We start from the raw sequence: 17,280 nt of genomic DNA, 5'->3' as shown, positions 1-17,280 counted from the left end.
TCACGGAGGCGTGAGATGTCGCTGTTCGATGTGGCGGGGAAGGTGGATGTCCTCAAGGCCGCGCCGGCGCTGGCGGGCTTTCTTCGGGAGCAGGGCAGCGAGGCCGCGCTCCAGGCGCTCGCGGAGCGGCTGGTGCCGTCCGACGTCGAGGCGGGCACCGCGCTGGAGACCCGCGCGCCCGCGGTGCGCTTCCTCGTCTCGGGCCTCGTGCAGGTGCGGCGGCAGGGGCGGCTGCTGCCCGGGAACGCGCAGGACCTCGGCATGGGCAGTGTTCACGGCCTGGAGGCCGTGGCCAGGTGGCTCGATCCCCGCGCTCCGGCGGGAAGCTCCGCGGCGCTCGTGGTGGCTCCCACGCAATTCCTCGAGCTGCGCGAGCGGGACTTCGGCAAGGTGCCGCGGCCCCTCCTGGAGTGGCTGGGCCGGGTGCACCGGGCCGGGCTGCTGGCGGAGGACATCGTCCTCGCGCTGGGAGAGGAGCCTCGGTTCGCGAACGTCCCCGGGCAGTTCCTCTTCCGGCTCGTCGAGAGCGCCTCCGTCGTGGACGGGGACGCCCAGACGCTGATGCAGCGGGGCAGGGTGCCCACCGACTTCTACCTGCTGCTCTCGGGCACCTGCCAGATCCTGCGCTCCGGAGAGTGCCTCGCGGTGCTGCGAGGCTCCGCGGCCATCGGGCACAAGCACTACCTGCTGGGCAAGCCCATGGCGGGCGATGCGGTGCTGGACAGGAAGGGCTCGCGCACCGTCGTCGTCCGCATCGACGGCACGCACTTCCGGCAGCTCCTCCAGAAGGATCCGGACTTCCGACGCTCCGTCTACCGGGGCAACCCCGAGCTGTCACCGCCACCGGCGCCGCCAGCGGCCCACCAGATCCTCGTGCTCGACAGCCGGGAGCCGCTCGCGCTGCGGCTGCTGGGCGAGCGCCTCGCGGAGCGGCTCGCCGTGCACCTCCAGGAGCACGTGCTCGTGCTTCGCGTCACGAAGAGGGAGGTGGATCTCCGGGAGCCTCCGAGCTTCCGGCGGCCCACGGGGACCGTGAATGGCTGGGTGGCCGAGCTCTCCCGTCCGCTGGTGTCCCCTGGCGAGTCCCAGGGCTCACGGCTGCTGCCGCGGCCCGAGGCCTTCGCCTGGAGACGGGCGGGAGACAGGCTCGCCGGGAGCACCAACGTGACGCTGGTGGATGTGTCGGAGCTCCCGGCGTCGGAGCGCAGGCAGGTGCTCGACATCCTCGCCCAGGAGCTGGCCCCCTGGCCCGACGAGCCGCTCAAGCTGGTGTACCTGGCCAGCGCACCCGAGGGCTTTCCCCCCACCAACACCCTGCCGGATCGGGTGCAGCTCGTCCCGACGGGCATCCTCTCTCCCGAGGTTCCCGTGGGGCTCGGGACGTCTCTTCGCGAGGTGACGCGCCGACGCTCCATCGCGGAGCGGGTGAAGGCGGCCCGGCAGGTCGCCGCGAGCGCGCGAGAGATGGCCAGGGCCATGCGCAGCCACCTGGGCCAGCTGATGCGGCCCGTCGAGCAGCGGCCCACCTGGCCCATGGGCACCGCCCGCGTCCGCTTCCCAGCCGACTGGAACGAGGGCGTGGGCCCCATGGGCGAGCTGTCGGACGAGCAGCCGGAGCTGCGCGAGACGTTCGATCGCTGGGCGCGGGCCGTCACCGACCGCCGCATCGGCCTGGCGCTCGGCGGTGGAGGCGCCTTCGGCTACGTGCACCTGGCCCTGCTGGCGCGGATGCTCGAGGGCTCCATCACGAAGGGCGAGCACGGCACGCAGGTGGACCCCTCGCAGCGCATCCCCGTGGACATGGTGTCCGGCTCCAGCTTCGGCACGGTGGTGGGCGCCTTCTACAGCGCCGCCGGCACCCGAGGGCTGGAGCTGATGCAGACCTACTGGCCCCTGGTGGCCGCCGCCTTCCCGCTCGCCGTCGTGTCGAGCCTGGGCGTCCAGTGGTGGCTGGATGCCATCCTCGGCCCGGTGAAGCTGGACCAGCTCGAGGTGCCCCTGTTCCCCGTCGTGGTGGACTCGGATGCGGGCGTGGAGTGGGACGTGCGCCAGGGCACCATCGGCTATGGCATCCGCGCCAGCGGCTCCTTCCCGCCCGTCATGGGCCCCACGCTCCTGGGCAACCGGCGCCTGCTGGACGGCGGCTTCGTGGCCAACGTGCCGGTGAACGTCCTCCGGGCCGAGGGCGCGGACCTGCTCATCGCCTCCAACCCGATCCCCCGGCTGAGGCCTCGCGGTCGCCGCTTCTCGCGCTTCCCGCTGATGCGCTCCTTCTGGAACCAGGTGGATCCTCGGCTGCGCGTGGAGGACTCCTTCCGGATGCTCACGCTGATCGGCCGCGCGGCTGGCGAGTCCCAGATCTCCCAGGCGGATCAGGTGGTCGTCTACAGCCCCAAGTACAACTCCGCCACCATGTTCGGCCTCGACCGGGCTCGCGAGATCGTCGACGAGGCCGAGGACAGCCTCGAGCTCGGCCAGGCCCTGCTCGAGGTGCGGGCGCTGTGGCGCTCGCGCCTGAACAACCCCGTCTCGCTCGTGCAGTGGCGCGAGGAGCAGCGCCGCGTCGACCTGAACGAGCTGGTGTTCTTCACGGAGACCGGGATCGAGCCCCTGTGCCAGCGCACCGTGCTCGCCGAGCTCGTGGACTTCCTCCAGCAGCGCAAGGACATCACCTCGTTCCAGGTCGTCGCCACGGCGGGAACGCGGGAGGAGGCGCAGGCGCGGGCCCGGCTCGCCCTCGAGCACCTCATCGCCGCGGGTGTGCCCCAGTCCTCCACGCTGACCTCCGCGGGCAGGGTCATGGAGGGGTTCAAGGGCGCCGCCAGCCGCGTGTCGCTGGAGCAGGTGGAGACCGCGGAGGTGGAGGCGGCGTATGCCATCTGGCTCGATAACGCCCTGCGCGAGCGCAAGGATGTGCTGCGCAAGGCCCTGGTGGATGCCCAGGTCCGCCGGCTGCAGCTGGAGCTCGAGCGCCTGCGAGGCAAGGGCGATCCCGAGCTTCTGCGGCTGCTCGCGCTGGAGATCGCGCGGCTCGATCGCTCCAGCGAGACGGATCGGCTCCTGAGAGCGGTGCTCGATCACCGGGGCCTGCTGGTGCGCCGCTTCGACTCCAAGGTCGCCGCGACGGCGCTCGCCTGGAGCCTGGAGGGCCAGCGCATCGCGGTGGGGTACAAGGACGGCTCGCTGGTGCTGTACGACGTGACGCGGCAGGAGCCGCTCTGCACCGTCGATGCCCATCCCGGAGGGAGCGATCCCCAGGTCAGCCACCTGGCGTGGTCCCCGGATGGGCGCCTGCTGGCCAGCAGCGGGAGCGACTCCGGCCTCATCCTCTGGGAGACCTCGCCCGAAGGGCTCACCCCGCGGAACCACGGGAGCGTGGGGACGTGGGATCAGTGGGGGCTCGCGTTCTCTCCGACGGGCGCGCATCTGCTCGCGGCCGGCCATACGTATGGCCCGGAGGAGAACCGCTCCGCGGCGGCGTTCCCCTTGGGGAAGAAGGCGTCCCAGTATGGGATGGCGGCGGGGCTCGAAGGGGTCGGCCACGTCGAGAAGGCGGCCTGGGCGCCGGAGCCTGCGGGACTGCGCTTCGCCACGGTGGGCCGTGACGAGGTCCACGTCTGGAAGGTCGGCAAGGCGGGCCTGGAGAAGCTCCAAAGCTTCCCGTTCCCAGGGGCGAGGGTGCTCGCCTGGAGCCCGGACGCGAGCGCGCTGCTGGTGGGTGGGACGCAGGGGGCGCGCATCCTCCGCCCGGGCGCGGGCTCCGAGCCGCTCGTGCTCGAGACGCACGGGCTGGGCGTTGGCCAGGTGGCGTGGACCCGGAACGGCCAGCTGCTGGGCACGCTGCCCGACCGGGGCGAGCTGCACGTCTGGGACGCCTTGGGGCGGTTGATGACGGTGCTTCGCGTGGAGGGAGAGGGGGCGATGCAGCAGATCCTTCCCAACCCGAAGCAGCCGGAGCTGGCGCTGACCTGGGGCGGGGATGCGGCCTGCGTCTGGGACATCGCCAGCAGCCGGCAGCTCGCGTGGCTCGGGGGACACTCCGGCCTCATCCTCCAGGCGGGCTGGAGCCCGGATGGGAAGCACGTCGCCACCGCCAGCGTCGACGGGAGCACGCGCGTGTGGGCTCCCACGGAGGGAGGGCCCGTGCGGTGCTCCTGGAAGGAGTTCACCGCCCGGAAGCCTCACGGCAAGAGCCCGGAAGACTTCCACTGGCCGGCGCAGGGCGTGAAGCTGCCGCTGCCCGCGGAGGGGCGCCTCATCTGGGGCGTCTTCCATCCCCAGCTGCGGCAGGCCGCGCTCCCTGTGCGGAACCCTTCGAGCAAGCGCTGGGAGCTGAGGCCCTGGAGCCCGGGCGAGCCGCTCCCGAAGAAGTGGGAGGAAGGCTGGTTCGAGAACGTCTACGTCCACTGGAGCCCGGACGGCTCCCGCGTGGCGCTGCGGGAAGAGGGCCGCCTGTCCATCTGGGATGCGAAGACCTGGAAGCTCATCGCGGAGCACATGCCGCATGGGCTGCTGCCCACCCAGATCGCGTGGCATCCCTCCGGCAAGCGCCTGGCGCTGGGCCGCTGGGTGGCGTGGGGCGGCTCGGTGATGTTGTGGAATCCCGAGCAGGAGGACGGGCAGACCTTCCTGGGAGGCGAGGAGTCGGACGGGACGTGGAACCTCGCGTGGAACCCGCGAGGGGACGTGCTCGCCGTCGCGTGCAACGACTCACGCGTCCGGCTCTACAGCGTGGGCGCCGACGGGCCCTCCGAGGGAGGGCCGGTGCTGACCCTTCAGCACTGGTATCCGATCAAGCACCTCGCGTGGAATCCGACCGGGGCGCTGCTCGCCACGGGCGACGAGAGCGGCGCGGTGGCGCTCTGGGACACCAATGGGGACGATCTCATCGCCAGCGGGCAGCATCGGCGCCATCCCATCGATCACCTCTCCTGGAGCTCCGATGGCACGACGCTGTTCTCCGCGGATGACGTGGGCCGCGCGCACCTCTGGCGGCCCGCGGGCGAGGAGTGGGTGACGTCGGCCGTGCTGGACTCCGAGACCACCCGGCTCCTCTGGGGAGCCTTCACCGAGGACGGGAAGTGGGTGGCGGCCATGGGCCGTGATGCGAAGCTGCGCCTGCACCCCGTCGACTTCGAGACGCTGGCGGGCTGCGTGGAGGCGCTGCCTGGACGCAAGGAGCTCACGGCGCGGGAGCGCACTCGGTACGTCACCTCATCGCGGATCGAGCTGCCGGACGACTGAGGCCGCGGGCCTGGGCTGCGTGCCCAGGCTCACCGCATCCCGTGGAACTCGTCCACGCTCTTGAGGCCCGACTTCGCCCCGTGGCACACCGCGCAGGAAGCGCGCCCGGTGGCCGGGACGCGAGACACCAGCGCGTAGCTCAGCGAGCCCTCGCTCCAGCTGATGACGCTCAGGCCGCGGACGGTGCGCGTGGAGAACTTCATGTTCCGGAACAGCTCCGTGCGCGGAGCGTCCGCCAGGTTGCCCTCCGCGTGCCGGGGCGCGATGCCCAGGCTCACCGGCTCTCCGTTGCGCTCGAAGCTCACGACGGCGGCGTAGGCACCCTCCAGCGGTACCAGCCGGCCGCCGTGGAACTCGAGCGTCGAGTCCTCCAGCTTCGGGAGCACCACCTGGAAGCCCACGCGCTCCGTGAGCCACCGGGACAGCTCGGTCGCGTTGCCGCCCTCCACGTCCAGCGGGAGGACACCGGAGGCCAGGCCCTCGTGCGCCCAGGCCGCCGCCTCCGCCAGCGAGGCCGCCTGCACCGGCGCCGGGCGGAGCAGGGTGAAGACCACCAGCGCCACGGCCGCGGCGGCACTCATGGCCGCGATCACCGGAGCGAACCGCCTCAGGGCCGAGCGCCGCCGGGCCACGCCGCGGACGGAGGCCTCCAGGGAGCTGGGGACCGCCGCGGGCACGTAGGCGGAGGCCACCGTGCGGAGGAACCCACGCAGCGTGCGCGCCGCCTTGTCGCAGTCCGCGCACTCCGCGAGGTGGCGCTCGAAATCCTCCGACGAGAGCGGGGTGCGCTCGCCGTCGATCCAGGCCGACAGCCAGTTCCGCACGCTGTCACAGGACACCGTCATCTCACATCTCGCTTGTGCGCCGGGACGCTCTCGCCCTGCATCAGAGGCACCAGGCTCGCCTTCAGCGCCTCCCGGCCCCGGTGGAGGCGTGACATCACGGTTCCGACAGGCAGGTCGAGCACCTGCGAGATCTCCTTGTACGACAGACCCTGGAGATCGCGCAGCACCACCGCCTCGCGGAGTTTCGGTGGCAACAATTCCATCGCCGAGTCGAGCTGAGCGCTCGTGACGGCGTGCCACACCTCCTCGCCAGTGGGCGCAACAGCCACCTCCGCCGACCCATCGTCCAGCTCGAGCTCGGCGTGGCGGCCCTTGTCCCTCAGCCGCGTGCGGAAGAGGTTGTGCAGGATGGTCAGCAGCCACGCCTTGAGCGAGGTGCCCGGCTCGAAGCGGTCCGCGGCGTTGAGCGCCCTCACGTACGTGTCGTGCGTGAGGTCCTGCGCCTCCGCCGCGTCACCGCACAGACGCAAGGCCGTGTCATGGAGCGCGGCCAGGTGGCCGAGCGCTTCACGATCGAACGCGGGATCCCGCGTGGGCTGGGGCCGTCGTCTCCACATGCAGAGGTGTCGCGTGCCTCCTCAGTGCTTGCCGTACTCCATCTTCACGCCCTTGCGCTGGGCCATGATGTAGGCCTCCATCTGCTTCATCCGCGGATCGTCCTCGGCCAGCGGCTTGCCGCGCACCGGGTTCTCGATGCACCAGTTGATCATATCGCGGAGCAGGGCGACACGGCCCAGTTGCACCTGGTACTTCGGGTACGTCTCCGGGTGCGTGTTCGAGGCGTCCGGGTGGCACATGTCGCAGGAGATGGCCACGGTGCTGCCGAGCGTCTTGGCGTCGTGGAACACCTTGTGTCCCTCGCGCACGGCCTGCTCGGTGGACTCCTTCCAGATGGCCTCGTCGCGGGCGCTGAAGGCGCCGTAGGTGTGGCCGTCCTGGGTGTTGGAAGCAGCGCGGCGGGCCGCCTGGTCGGGGTTCGAGGAGGCCGTCACGCCCTCCTTCTTCACCGGGGCGTTGGCCGCGGCGGGAGGCGTGGGCGGGTTGGCCTGGGCGACGAGCTGGCCCGGGGGATCCCAGTTGGCGTCCGGGTTCTTCTTGCGCCACTGCAGCATCAGCTGGTCGGAGATGTCCTGGGCCTGCTTGCGGGAGATGGCGGAGGGATCCTTGACGCCGTCCACCTCGAGAGTCGTCTCGCCGTCACACAGGGCGATGACGACGTCGCCGTCCTTCGAGCGGGGGACGTTGTGCTTGGGTTGGGCGGGGGTCTCGGCGAAGGCCGTCTGCCAGGTGGAGAGGCCACCGAAGCCGATCCCGAGTCCGAGCGCCGCGAGGCTGAGAGTCTTTCGCACGTGCATGATCGCCAGGTCCTAGTAGGGGGGGAGCCGAGAAGAGGGCGGACGATCCTGCTTGCCGTTGCTGGCCAGGTACGTGGCCTTCACGGTGACGGGATCGCGGTCCCACAGGTTGTAGAGCTTGTCGACGAGCCCGCCCTCGAGCACGTCCATGCGGCCGTCGCCGCAGCCGTCGAAGTTGCTGAACGGGTCCGGGCGGTTCATCGGGACGGTGAGCGACGGCAGCCCCTCGGGCGCGTAGGGCCAGGGCCACGCCGTGGACAGCATGCCGTGGAAGGAGATGTTCCCGATCTGGTTCGAGAGCATCTGGTGCGTGTGGCCGTGGATGACCGTGACGTTCTTGAACGGCTTGAGCAGCGCCTGGACGTCGTCGGCGTCGTCCGTCCAGAAGTTCCACGGCTTGTAGTACTTGTAGAGCGGCGAGTGGCTGAACACGACGATGGGCGTGTTCTTGTCCACCTTGGCCAGGTCCGCCTTGAGCCACTCGCGGCCGGGCTGGCCGACCTCGAAGCGCGACTGGAGGCCGTTGTCCAGGCCGGCCACCGTCTGCATGCGCTCCATGGGCGTCATGCCACGCGCGGTCCAGAAGTCCTTCTCGTTCACGCTCATCAGCGTGACGAAGTGGACGCCCTTGTGATCGAACGAGTACTGCGGCTCGCCGAACAGCGCGCGCCAGTGCTCGCCCATGTCGAGGAACCAGTCGTGCTCCCCGACCATCATCTTCACCGGCGCCTTGAGGCTCTTGAGGATCTGCTTGCCGAGATCCAGCTCCTCCTTCTGGCCGAGCTGCGCCAGGTCGCCGCCGTAGAGGACGAAGTCCGGCTGGGGATCCAGGCGGTTGACATCATCCACCGCGCGCACCAGCGAGCGCACGAACCGGTCGTTGAGCTCCTTCTTGTACAGGTGCGAGTCCGAGATGTACGCGAAGGAGAACTTCGGCCTGGCGCTCGGGGCCGCCTCCGCGACGCTGATGAGCTGGAAGCTCTGCGGCGTCACCAGCCCCTTGGCGGCGGCGATGCCGGCGGACAGGCCCGCCAGCCGCATGAAGCCCCGGCGGTCCATGCGCCGCAGCCCGTCGAAGAAGGAGTCGCGCTCTTCGTAGTGCTTCGTCTCGATGCTCTTCACGCCTTTGCGCATGTCACTTCTCCGCCTTGACGACCGGACCGTACAGCCCCACATCGGCCGGGTTCTTGATGTCGGGGTTGGGGGCGAGATCGCCCAGGTTGCCCTTCTTTCCCATCGCCGCGTCGGTGTCCCGCTCCGGGCGCTTGTTCTTCAGGCCGCGCTGGCGGGCGAACTCCTTCTTCTCCAGGGCCTGGAAGTCGTCCGAGGTGAGGGCGAACATGAACGCCACGAGATCGTCGATCTCCGGCTCGGTGAGGCCCAGCCGCTGCATCCCCCCGTCGAGGTAGGGGTTGGGGATGCCGCCCTTGTTGTAGTGGTCCATCACGTCCCACAGGGTGGTCAGCGAGCCGTCGTGCATGTACGGCCCCGTCACTCCGATGTTGCGCAGCGTGGGCGTCTTGAAGGAGCCGATGTCGTTCTCCTTCCGCGTCACCAGGAAGCGACCCAGCTCGGAGAACTTCGTCTCGAGCGCCAGCCGGTCGATCTGCTGCTCATCGCCGGCGCGGACGACGCGGATCGCCTCGGAGGCGAGCTGCACGAAGTCCTGCTTGTGCGCGGCGATGCCGATGTTGTGGAACTTCTGATCGGAGAAGAGGGGGGAGACGGCGTTGCCGGCGTGGCAGGAGTTGCACCGGCCCTTGCCGTTGAAGAGGGCCCACCCGCGCTTCTCCTGGGCGGAGAAGGCCTTCGAGTCGCCCGCGAGGAACCGATCGAAGCGGGCGTTGCCGGACAGCTTCGTCCGCTCGAAGGCGGCGATGGCGGCGGCGATGTCGTCATAGGTGACGTCGCGGCCGTTGAGCTGCTTGAAGGCGGCGCTGTACTCGGGGATGGCCTTCACCTTGGTGACGACGGCCTCCGGGGAGGGCATGCCCATCTCGATGGGGTTGAGGATGGGCAGCTTGGCCTGGTCCTCGAGGGTGCCGGCCCGGCCGTCCCAGAACTGGGTGGCCAGGAAGAGGGCATTGAGGACGGTAGGGCTGTTGCGCTGGCCCACCTGGTTCTTGATGCCTACCGCCTGGGCCTTGCCGTCGGCGAAGGCCTTGGCCGGGTCGTGACAGGTGGCGCAGCTCACCGAGTCATCGGCGGACAGCCGCTTGTCGTTGAACAGCTTCTCCCCGAGCGCCACCTGGGCCGGGGTAGGGGGCTTGGGAACGGTCAGCTCGTAGAGCTTGGGGGAGAGTCCGAGTGGGAGCGGGGGAGCGGCGTTGTCACCCGCGAACGCCACGGTTGCCAACGTGAGCGCGCCTGCGAAGGAGATCGCTTTCATGGTCACCTCATGAAAATGAACTCCCTTCGCGCGATTTATTCCGTGGAGGGGTGCTGATAGTCGCGTGCTATCAGCGTCATCGGAACGATGTCTTGGGCAAATCAGCGCGCCCTCTCTACTTTTCGTGGCGTCACCCACCCACGAGGAGCAGGCCGCTTGACCACGCGTTCCCATCTCACCACCGAAGCCGGCGCACCCGTCGCCGACAACCAGCACTCGCAGACGGCCGGCCCCACGGGGCCGGTGCTGTTGCAGGACCACCACCTCATCGAGAAGCTGGCTCGCTTCAACCGGGAGCGCATCCCCGAGCGCGTGGTGCACGCGGTGGGCTCTGGCGCCTACGGCCACTTCGAGGTGACGAACCCGGACGTGGCGCGCTGGACGCGCATGAAGCTCTTCAGCCAGGAGGGCAAGCGCACCGAGGTCTTCGTGCGCTTCTCCACCGTGGCCGGCTCCCGGGGCGCGCCCGACACCGCGAGGGATCCACGCGGCTTCGCGGTCCGCTTCTACACCGAGGACGGCAACTGGGACGTGGTGGGCAACAGCACGCCCATCTTCTTCCTGCGTGACGGCATCAAGTTCCCGGACTTCATCCACTCGCAGAAGTACGACCCTTTCACCAACTGCCAGGAGCCCGACAACGTCTGGGACTTCTTCTCGTACTCGCCCGAGGCCACGCACCAGTTCACCTGGCTCTTCGGAGACCGGGGCATCCCCGCCACGCTGCGTCATATGGACGGGTTCGGCTCGCACACCTTCCAGTGGGTGAACGCGGCGGGTGAGCGCTTCTGGGTGAAGTTCCACTTCAAGACCCACCAGGGCATCCGCAACCTCACCTCCGAGGAGGCCGAGGCGATCGGCGGACGCGATCCGCAGTACCACCAGCGGGACCTGTACGGGGCGATCCAGCGCGGCGAGTTCCCCTCGTGGACGCTCAAGGTGCAGGTGATGCCCGAGGCCGACGCGCAGAACTACCGCTTCAACCCGTTCGATCTCACCAAGGTGTGGCCCTACAAGGACTACCCGCTCATCGAGGTGGGTCGGATGGTGCTGGACCGGGCTCCGGACAACTACTTCGCCGAGGTGGAGCAGGCGGCGATGGATCCCGCCAACTTCGTCCCGGGCATCGGCCCCTCGCCGGACCGCATGCTGCAGGCGCGCCTCTTCGCTTACGGAGACGCGCAGCGCTACCGGCTGGGCATCAACGGGACGCGCCTGCCGGTGAACTCGCCCAAGGGCGTTCCGGGCGGCGCGCGCAACTACGGCCGTGACGGCGCCATGCGCTTCGACGGCAACGGAGGCCGGAGCCGCAACTACGAGCCGAACAGCTTCGACGGCCCCGTGCAGACGAACGAGAGCTCGGGCCTGGGCGTCTCCGTCTCGGGCGTCTCCGGTACCTACATCCCCGTGCGCCACGCCGAGGACAACGACTTCGTGCAGGCCGGCGCCCTGTACCGGGTGATGAGCGAGGCGGAGCGCGAGCGGCTCGTGGCGAACATCGCGGGCAGCCTCTCGCAGGTGAGCCGCGAGGACATCATCGCTCGCTGCGTCTCCCACTTCCGCAACGCCGACGAGGAGTACGGCGCCCGCGTCGCGACGGCCGTCCACAAGCGCCGGCAGTCTCGCTGATTCCCTTCTTCCACTCTCGAACCGAGGACCTTGCCATGAAGACACAGACTCAGGATTCGCCCGCGACGAAGATCGACGCCGAAGTGATGGCCCTGGCCCGGGAGTCCTTCCGGTGCGCGAGGGCAGGGGAGGTGGACCGCCTGGCCTGGCTCCTCGAGGTGGGCGTCCCCGTCAACGTCTGCAACGAGCGAGGAGACTCCCTGTTGATGCTCACGAGCTACCTCGGACACGTGGAGGCCACGCGGCTCCTGCTGGCGCACCGCGCCGATCCGGAGCGCACCAACGACCGGGGGCAGACGCCGCTGGCCGGTGTGGCCTTCAAGGGGGATGTCGCGACGGCGCAACTGCTGCTGGACCACGGCGCCCAGGTCGACGGCGCGGGACCGGATGGCAAGACGGCCCTCATGTTCGCGGCCATGTTCGATCGGCTGGAGGTGCTCGAGCTGCTGCTCGCTCGGGGCGCGGCGCCGGGGCGCCAGGATGAGGGGGGACGCACGGCGCTCGACTACGCGCGGGCCATGGGGGCTCAGCGGACCCAGGCGCGGCTCGCCAACCTGTAGTCCGGGGGCGGAGGCTGGTGCGACGCGCCAATGGCGGCGAGCCTGTGCGCTTGCTGGAGCAGTGAGCTTCTCTCGACGCCCGAGGCGAGGCCCGGCACTATGGGCGGGCCATGAAAGTCCTCGTCATCAACGTCGGCAGCACCTCTATCAAGTACCAGCTGTATGAGATGGACACCGAGGAGATCCTCGCTGGTGGCGTCGTCGAGCGGGTCGGCTCGCCTCATGCGCTCCACAGGTGGCGGGTCGGCCCGACCCGATCGGAGGCGGAGATCCCCGCGCCCACGATGCGCGCGGGGCTCGACGCGGTGCTCGCCCGGCTGACGAGCCCGGGCGGCGCGCTCAAGGATCTCTCCGAGCTGCGCGCGGTGGGCCACCGGGTGGTGCACGGCGGCGAGAAGCTCGTGCGCCCGTGCGTCATCACCCCCGAGGTGAAGGAGATCATCTCGACGTGCGCGCAGTTCGCGCCCATCCACAACCCGGCCAACCTGGCGGGCATCGAGGCGGCGCAGGCCGCGCTCCCGAACGCCGTCCACGTCGCGGTCTTCGACACGGCCTTCCACGGCGAGCTGCCGCCGCACTCCTACCTCTACGCGGTGCCGTATGAGCTGTACCTCGAGCGCGGCGTGCGCCGGTACGGCTTCCACGGCCCGAGCCACCAGTTCATGGCGGCCAGCGCCTCCGAGTTCCTCAAGACGGACCTCTCCCGGCTGAAGCTCATCACCTGCCACCTGGGCGGCGGCGCGTCGGTGAGCGCCATCGACGGCGGCCGCTCGGTGGACACCTCGATGGGCATGACGCCGCTCGAGGGGCTGGTGATGGGCACGCGCTCGGGCGATGTGGACCCGGCGCTCTCCATCGTGCTCGGGCGGCAGGGGCTGTCTCCGGACGCCATCGACGAGGCGCTGAACCGGAAGTCGGGCCTGCTCGGCATCTCTGGCGTCTCCTCGGACTTCCGTGACGTGGAGCAGGCCGCCGCGGGAGGCAACGCCCGCGCCCGCCTGGCCATCGAGGTGTTCGTCCACCGCATCCGCAAGTACATCGGCGCGTACGCGGCGGTGCTGGGCGGAGCGGACGCCATCGTCTTCACCGGCGGCATCGGCGAGAACAGCGTCAAGGTGCGCTCGGCGGTGTGTGACGCCCTCGTCTACATGGGGGTGGTGGTGGATGCCGACAAGAACCAGCACTGCGACGCGCGCGGCTCGGGCGGCGTGGTGGACATCGCCTCTCCGCGCGCGCCGACCCGGGTGCTGGTCGTCGCCACGGACGAGGAGCGGATGATCGCCCGCGAGGTCGTGCGGGTGACGGCGGGGCCCACGGCGGCGCGGCAGCGCGTCACCGGCCATGCCATCCCGGTAGGCGTCAGCGTGCGCCACGTGCACCTGTCCAAGGAGCACTGCGCCGCGCTCTTCGGCGAGGGCTATGAGCTCACCGAGCGCCGCCCGGTGTCACAGCCCGGCCAGTACGTGTGCCGCGAGACGGTGGACCTGGTCGGGCCCAAGGGAGAGATCGAGCGCGTGGCGATCATCAACCCGCTGCGCAAGGAGACCCAGGTCGAGGTGGCCCGCACGGACGCGATCACCCTGGGAGTGAACCCGCCGCTGCGTGAGTCCGGCAAGCTCGAGGGCACGCCCGGCCTGACGCTGCGCGGCCCGAAGGGCACGGTGGCCATCGACCATGGCGTCATCCTGGCGCATCGCCACGTGCACATGCACCCGGACGACGCGCGCCGCTTCGGCGTGGGGGACAAGAGCGTCATCCGCATCCGCGTCGAGGGCGAGCGCGAGACCGTCTTCGGAGACGTGATCGTCCGGGTCAACGAGCAGTACGCCCTGGACATGCACGTGGACACCGACGAGGCGAACGCCTCGGGGCTCACCAACGACAGCGTGGCCACCTTCGACGGCGTCCAGTAGCGCTCGGAAAAAAGTGAGCCCGACCAGGGTATCCTCCTGGCCGGGCTCGGGGTGCTGCCATTGGGTGAGGCCTGCACGTTTAAGTCCGCTGCTGAGTTTGAGTCCTCGCGCTCTGCGATTGAGCTACCGCCTCATGAGGGTGCTTCGGAAGAGGCGGGCCGGAATTGCACCGGCATCTCGAGGGTGGGGGCTGCGGACAGTCGATCAGGCCTGCGACAGCGGATACTGAGTCTGGAGTGAGAGTCTGAACGTGGGGTGCCTCACGGGCTTCTTCACCTGCCTCTACCTGGTTGGGCTACCCCGCCGTGAGGTGAGTGGCGGGGGCAGGGCTCGAACCTGCACTCTTCAGTGAAGAAGGGACCGCTCCGCATCAGTTTGAGTTTCAGATTGAGCTTGCACTCCAAACCTTTCGGTCAGCGGTGACGCTCACCGAAAACGTAGCCGAACACGACATCTCCGGCCTTCATCTCTTCGACCTCGGTGTTGTTGGCCTCCTCGCGGGCGAACTTCACGGCCTGCTGCAGCTTCTCCACCCGCTCGAGCATGTCCTGGATGCGCGCGGCCGGCAGGGCGCCCGAGAACTTCACGGTCTTCCAGTACCCCACCACGATGTCCTCGTAGTACACGTCCACCTGGGCGGGGTGCTTCTCCGTGGCCTCGGCCTTGATGTGGTTGCGGGGAACCTTCTTCGTCTTCGCGGTCTGCACCGGCTCGGTGGCCCAGAGTCCCTGGGCGGCGTCCGGGACCCACATCTCGCTGGGGTCCAGCTCCGGCAGCTTCTTCACGAAGGTGTGCAGATCCACCAGCTGCTTCTCGAGGAAGAGCAGGTACGTCGCGGGCACGTTCTTCAGGAGGACTCGCCCATCGACGACGACGTCCGCCTTGGCCCGGCAGTTGGTGAGGTCCTTGGTCGCGGTGACATCGAAGAGGCGGGTGAGGATCTCCTGCGTCTTCTTGAGCAGCTCCTCCGCGCGGACCTGGACGCGGGTGGACTCGGGGGGGAACTTCTCACCCTCTTCGTCCTTGGGTTGATAGGTGCGCGCGATACCCGCCAGAAGTGCGGGCTTCTGCAGCGCGTGGTGAGCGTCGCTCAGCTCCTGGTGCGAGCGGCTCTTGATGCCCTTCTCGACGGCGATGATCTGGTTCAGCTTGGCCATGACGGTTTTTTCCACTCTTTGAGATTGTCTGGAGACGGCGACGCAAGCGGTGGCGTCCGTCTGACGGATCTACACGGAGATGAGGCCCTTGCGGATGCCCTCGGTGACGGCCTCCACGCGGTTGGTCACCTCGAGCTTGCGGTAGATGTGCTCCAGGTGCGTGCGGATGGTGGCCTTGCTCAGGTTGAGCAGCTTCGCGGCCTCGCTGTTGGAGACGCCCTTGGCGATGAGCTGAAGGATCTCCCGCTCGCGATCGGACAGGGGCTTGATCGGCGGCTCGTCCGACGAGGAGCTGGTGGAGGCCTCCGGCGCGGCCGCGGGCGTGGCCTCCGCTTCGGGGAGCGGCGCGGCCTCGGGCGTGGCGGGCGCGGGCTGGGTGGGCAGGGGCGCGCTGTCCGGATCCACGCGGAAGTGACGCAGCAGCCGGCGCGCGAGGTTCGGCTGGATCACCGTGCCGCCGGCGCGCACTTCCTTGATGGCCTCGATGATCTTGTCCACCGGCGCGCCCTTGAGCAGGTAGCCGGAGGCGCCCGCCTTCACCGCCTCGAGGACCTTGTCCTCCTCGTCGAAGATCGTGAAGATGAGGATCTCCACCTTCGGGTAGCTGGCCTTCACCGCTCGCGTCACGTCGATGCCGCTCATGCGCGGCAGCCCCAGGTCCAGCAGCAGCACGTCCGGCATCACCTTGGGCACTTCCTCGAGCGCGGCCTCGCCCGACAGCGCGGTGCCGATGATCTCGATCTCCTGGTGACCCTCGAACAGGCGCAGCTGGTTCTTCAGGATCTTGGTCTGGTCCTCGACCACGAAGACGCGGATGGGGGCGGTGGGCGTCGTCTGCTGGGCTTCCACGGGGGCTCCGGTCGTCACGAGGGGTTGCAGGGGAGGGAGAAGGACACCAGCGCTCCGGCGCCGGGCGTCGAGTCCACGATGATCTCGCCTCCCAGCTTCAAGGCTCGCTCACGCATGTTCAACAGTCCGTAGTGCCCGCGCGGCGTCTTCTTGGGATCGAAGCCCTTGCCGTCGTCGCGCACCGTCAGGTGCACCCGGTTCTCTCCAAAGTCGAGCTTCACGTTCACCTGCCGCGCCTGCGCGTGCCTGGCGGCGTTGGACAGGCCCTCCTGGAGGATCCGGAAGAGGGCCAGCTGCGCGTCCGGCGACAGCTTGCGCGGAACGCCCGAGCGCTCGAAGCGGATGTCGAGCTGCGTCCGGTCCCGGAACGTCTTGACGTAGTCCTCCAGGCCCTGCGTCAGCTCGAAGTCCTCGCGCATCATCCGCAGGTTGCGCCGCAGCTCGTCGATGGACTCCTCGGCCGTCGCCTTCAGCTCGCCGATCTCGTCTCGCAGCGGCCCGTCCTTCGCCAGCCCCAGGATGTACTCCGACTGGATGATCATCGACGAGAGCGAGGCGCCCAGGCCGTCATGGATCTCGCGCGCCATCCGGTTGCGCTCCTCCACGATGGCCAGCTCCTTGAGATCGCCCTGCAGCTCCACCACCTCGCGGTGGGCGGCGGCCTCTCGCTCGTTCAGGTACACCAGCACGTAGACGATGATGAAGTTGAGCGCCGAGTACCACAGCAGCGTCAGCAGCTCGATCGCCGTCACCGAGCGGTTGAGCAGCAGGTCCAGCCGCGTCGTCACCGGCAGCGCCAGCAGCGGCGGAAGGATGGCCAGCGGCTTGGGGTAGAGGATGGCGAACAGCGTGGTGAACAGCAGCTGCGTGGCCAGCAGCGGGCTCTGGAGGCCTCCGCCCACCTGCGGCTTCACGATCAGCACCACGGCGGTGATCAGGTCCAGGCAGAGCGTCAGGTACGTCACCCAGCGCCCGGCCTTCGGGTGATCGATGACCAGGAAGTTGGCGACGCTGTAGAGCAGCATCGCGAAGTACCCGGCGAAGGCCACCGGCCCGTTCAGCCCGAAGTACCCCGACCAGGTGGGCACCGCGAGGATCAGCAGGCCCAGCGTGAGGAACATCATGCGCGCGTAGAAGAGCGCGCGTGCCCGGGCCACGAAGCGATCCTGCTCCCAGGATGCGGCGGCCTGCTCCGCGGACACACTGTCCGTGAGCTTGCGGCGCTGCAGCACCGCGCGCACCCGTTCGCGCAGGTCGTTCGCCGGTTTCTCCCCGTCGTGGGCGAGGTCGGTCTCAGTCACGGCCGGCAGCTTAAGGGAGCAACCGGGTTTCCGTGAAT

Annotated in this window: 12 protein-coding genes; 4 read left to right on the top strand and 8 right to left on the bottom strand. The window is 69.3% G+C overall.

Features of this window, described 5'->3' with window-relative positions; genetic code table 11:
- Positions 1 to 15: 15 nt before the first annotated feature.
- The gene (locus KY572_RS04980) at positions 16 to 5,244 is read left to right on the top strand and encodes a patatin-like phospholipase family protein (RefSeq protein ID WP_224241009.1); all 5,229 of its coding nucleotides are present in this window, start codon (positions 16 to 18) and stop codon (positions 5,242 to 5,244) included.
- A gap of 29 nt (positions 5,245 to 5,273) precedes the next feature.
- On the opposite strand, the gene KY572_RS04975 is transcribed toward KY572_RS04980, so the two are convergent.
- From KY572_RS04975 to KY572_RS04955, 5 genes are read right to left on the bottom strand one after another with little or no spacing between them, the layout of a single operon-like run.
- On the bottom strand, positions 5,274 to 6,089 hold the full coding sequence (locus tag KY572_RS04975) for an anti-sigma factor family protein (protein ID WP_224241008.1): 816 nt from the start codon (positions 6,087 to 6,089) through the stop codon (positions 5,274 to 5,276).
- Positions 6,086 to 6,646, bottom strand: coding sequence for a sigma-70 family RNA polymerase sigma factor (locus tag KY572_RS04970; RefSeq protein ID WP_224241007.1), 561 nt, complete (start codon positions 6,644 to 6,646; stop codon positions 6,086 to 6,088). Before KY572_RS04970 ends, KY572_RS04975 begins: the two co-directional genes overlap by 4 nt.
- Before the next feature lie 21 nt (positions 6,647 to 6,667).
- Positions 6,668 to 7,444 (bottom strand): c-type cytochrome, encoded by a 777-nt coding sequence (locus tag KY572_RS04965; protein ID WP_224241006.1) that lies wholly within the window; start codon positions 7,442 to 7,444, stop codon positions 6,668 to 6,670.
- 12 nt (positions 7,445 to 7,456) lie between these two features.
- Complete coding sequence (locus tag KY572_RS04960) at positions 7,457 to 8,578, bottom strand: metallophosphoesterase family protein (RefSeq protein ID WP_224241005.1); 1,122 nt, start codon at positions 8,576 to 8,578, stop codon at positions 7,457 to 7,459.
- 1 nt (position 8,579) lies between these two features.
- The gene (locus KY572_RS04955; protein ID WP_224241004.1) at positions 8,580 to 9,833 is read right to left on the bottom strand and encodes a cytochrome-c peroxidase; all 1,254 of its coding nucleotides are present in this window, start codon (positions 9,831 to 9,833) and stop codon (positions 8,580 to 8,582) included.
- Positions 9,834 to 9,989: 156 nt separating this feature from the next.
- On the opposite strand from KY572_RS04955, the gene KY572_RS04950 reads away from it, so the two are divergent.
- From KY572_RS04950 to KY572_RS04940, 3 genes are all read left to right on the top strand, one after another.
- Positions 9,990 to 11,462, top strand: coding sequence for a catalase (locus KY572_RS04950; RefSeq protein WP_224241003.1), 1,473 nt, complete (start codon positions 9,990 to 9,992; stop codon positions 11,460 to 11,462).
- Positions 11,463 to 11,497: 35 nt separating this feature from the next.
- On the top strand, positions 11,498 to 12,022 hold the full coding sequence (locus KY572_RS04945; protein WP_224241002.1) for an ankyrin repeat domain-containing protein: 525 nt from the start codon (positions 11,498 to 11,500) through the stop codon (positions 12,020 to 12,022).
- A 110-nt stretch (positions 12,023 to 12,132) separates the two neighbouring features.
- The gene (locus KY572_RS04940; RefSeq protein WP_224241001.1) at positions 12,133 to 13,935 is read left to right on the top strand and encodes an acetate/propionate family kinase; all 1,803 of its coding nucleotides are present in this window, start codon (positions 12,133 to 12,135) and stop codon (positions 13,933 to 13,935) included.
- Positions 13,936 to 14,348: 413 nt separating this feature from the next.
- Here the strand turns inward: KY572_RS04940 and KY572_RS04935 are convergent, their stop codons facing one another.
- From KY572_RS04935 to KY572_RS04925, 3 genes are all read right to left on the bottom strand, one after another.
- Positions 14,349 to 15,092 carry a DUF7873 family protein gene (locus KY572_RS04935; RefSeq protein WP_224241000.1) on the bottom strand — a complete coding sequence of 248 codons (744 nt, stop codon included), beginning with the start codon at positions 15,090 to 15,092 and terminating at the stop codon, positions 14,349 to 14,351.
- A gap of 69 nt (positions 15,093 to 15,161) precedes the next feature.
- Positions 15,162 to 15,941 carry a response regulator gene (locus tag KY572_RS04930; protein ID WP_224240999.1) on the bottom strand — a complete coding sequence of 260 codons (780 nt, stop codon included), beginning with the start codon at positions 15,939 to 15,941 and terminating at the stop codon, positions 15,162 to 15,164.
- 14 nt (positions 15,942 to 15,955) lie between these two features.
- On the bottom strand, positions 15,956 to 17,242 hold the full coding sequence (locus tag KY572_RS04925; protein WP_224240998.1) for a sensor histidine kinase: 1,287 nt from the start codon (positions 17,240 to 17,242) through the stop codon (positions 15,956 to 15,958).
- Between the last annotated feature and the right edge of the window lie 38 nt (positions 17,243 to 17,280).

Source organism: Hyalangium gracile (assembly GCF_020103725.1).
Classification (GTDB): Bacteria; Myxococcota; Myxococcia; order Myxococcales; family Myxococcaceae; genus Hyalangium; species Hyalangium gracile.
The sequence above is the reverse complement of the archived record's forward strand: the minus strand, read 5'-3'. Positions and strand labels throughout refer to the sequence as shown.

Coding starts and splice junctions, on each gene's coding strand:
- KY572_RS04940 (WP_224241001.1), top strand. CDS start 12,133: ATGAAAGTCCTCGTCATCAACGTCGGCAGCACCTCTATCAAGTACCAG.
- KY572_RS04935 (WP_224241000.1), bottom strand. CDS start 15,092: ATGGCCAAGCTGAACCAGATCATCGCCGTCGAGAAGGGCATCAAGAGC.
- KY572_RS04970 (WP_224241007.1), bottom strand. CDS start 6,646: ATGTGGAGACGACGGCCCCAGCCCACGCGGGATCCCGCGTTCGATCGT.
- KY572_RS04980 (WP_224241009.1), top strand. CDS start 16: ATGTCGCTGTTCGATGTGGCGGGGAAGGTGGATGTCCTCAAGGCCGCG.
- KY572_RS04955 (WP_224241004.1), bottom strand. CDS start 9,833: ATGAAAGCGATCTCCTTCGCAGGCGCGCTCACGTTGGCAACCGTGGCG.
- KY572_RS04945 (WP_224241002.1), top strand. CDS start 11,498: ATGAAGACACAGACTCAGGATTCGCCCGCGACGAAGATCGACGCCGAA.
- KY572_RS04960 (WP_224241005.1), bottom strand. CDS start 8,578: ATGCGCAAAGGCGTGAAGAGCATCGAGACGAAGCACTACGAAGAGCGC.
- KY572_RS04965 (WP_224241006.1), bottom strand. CDS start 7,444: ATGCACGTGCGAAAGACTCTCAGCCTCGCGGCGCTCGGACTCGGGATC.
- KY572_RS04975 (WP_224241008.1), bottom strand. CDS start 6,089: ATGACGGTGTCCTGTGACAGCGTGCGGAACTGGCTGTCGGCCTGGATC.